Here is a 1,740-nt window from a genome sequence, read left to right on the forward strand (position 1 = left end):
CAGCACGAGGTCGTGGAGTTTAAGCCGCCCTCTCAGCGAACGCGTGGCTGATGCGGAAGAGGTCAAGCCGGCTAGATCGGCGTGCACAACCGAACTTTGGTGCATGGCTGCCAGCGAACGCTGCTCCGCCTTCGCCGCGTCGCGCATTGCGGTTGGGAGGGCCCGATCCGGAAGCGGTGATGTCATTGTACGCCGCCAGCAGTTCATTCATATGGTCCTTCCGTCGATTTCGAAGAACAGCGGGGTTTCAGGCAAGACGCCCAGGCTACGGAAGTGGTCGACTATTTCTCGGTGAACCTCGATCGCAGCCCACGGACCCACCCGTAAATTTCCCAAGTGTTCGAAACGAGGCGCGCTGGTTAACTGGTGCGGTTGAGCACCGCACCATGAAAACGCCGAAGCCAAAGCAATGGACCGACCGCGAGGTCCAGCAATTGTCGAAGCTGGCACGGACGGGCGCTGGCGTATCGAAGATTGCAGCCGACCTGGGCCGTCACGCAGGATCAGTGAGGCGAATGGCGCGAACGATAGGGGTATTGTTGAAGAAGTAGCCGTCGAGGAAGCTCGCGCATGCCCCGCCCGAAGGAGCGCAGCACGGCTGACCTACAGGCCGGAACCACGACTAATGTCCCGCACAAGCCTGAGCGCGGCGCCAGTATTTCGACCATAGAAGAGCGTCTGATCGAGCTGCGAAAGAATGGTCAGCCCAAATAGCGTGATGGCAATGCCTCTAAACATTGTCGTGGACCGGGTTGAACGGTGCAGTGCAAGTTCAAACGGCCCCGGCCGTAGGTTGGGAGGAACAGCCGGGGCCGGTATTCCCATTCTATGTGCCGCAATCGGCGGTAATCGGCACGCACCTAGCAAGCCAGATAAAAGCTAACGAATTGTTTCGTAACTCCCGAATTCGGAGCGAAGCGCTGCTTTGGTGTTGCAACGGCAACGTGCTTCGCAACGCAACATAGCGCGAGCGCCGCCCGTACTTGTACGGAGGTTGAACCAAACTTCTTGCCGTTGCGTGTCGCCCATATTCAACGTCTACTTCAGATTGATTTTGTGACGATCCGATTTTTCAGACGAGGCCGGTCCATGAGCGTCAAAGCCATGATGGCGACTATCCTCAAGAACCAACTGACATCGCGCGGAGTGCATTCGCTGACGCATTCGGACTGCGCGGAGATCGTGGAGCACTTGATCGAAAAGCTCACTGAGCTTGAGCTTAGTTTAGCGCGAGAAGTAGCCAACAATCAGAAACTGCAGTAGCACGAAGCATGATGAGCAATCGAGACTGACAGCGGCGTGATTGCTGATCCGTTCCGCTGCCCGATGGCCGCAGTCTGAACACGCTGCACGTCGCCACGACCGACGACGCTCTCGGCGCGCGAGCATGATGCGCCGGAATGGTGCCCCTAACGACATTGATGCTGTTTGTGGCACTATCGGCGCAGGTCGCGCCCATGGGCGAGAGACCGTCTCGATTAACCCGACCGAGATAGCGACCCAACTCACGACTAGGTGAGTAGGCCATGTGCTTACAAGGCAGAGGCCCCGGAGTGCCTGAGGCGGACCTCTTCCCTCATCAATTAATCATCGTCCCGGTCGTGAGGATGGTGTTCGAGGTGGTGCTCATGGTGATGGTGCTCTGCCCCACCTCCGTTCACACCTTTTGCCCCAGACGCAGCGATGGCGTTTGACGTGAGTGAGGTCGATAGAAGCAAGGTCATGGCGGGCGGCGTTACG

1 protein-coding gene is annotated in these 1,740 nt (G+C 58.2%); it reads left to right on the forward strand.

Annotated elements, in window-relative coordinates; genetic code table 11:
- Positions 1–1,089: 1,089 nt before the first annotated feature.
- Positions 1,090–1,263, forward strand: a complete 174-nt coding sequence (locus IVB32_RS04140) for a hypothetical protein (RefSeq protein ID WP_162847274.1) — start codon at positions 1,090–1,092, stop codon at positions 1,261–1,263.
- Positions 1,264–1,740 lie beyond the last annotated feature (477 nt).

Source organism: Bradyrhizobium sp. 23, assembly GCF_023073295.1.
GTDB classification, from domain to species: Bacteria; Pseudomonadota; Alphaproteobacteria; order Rhizobiales; family Xanthobacteraceae; genus Bradyrhizobium; species Bradyrhizobium canariense_D.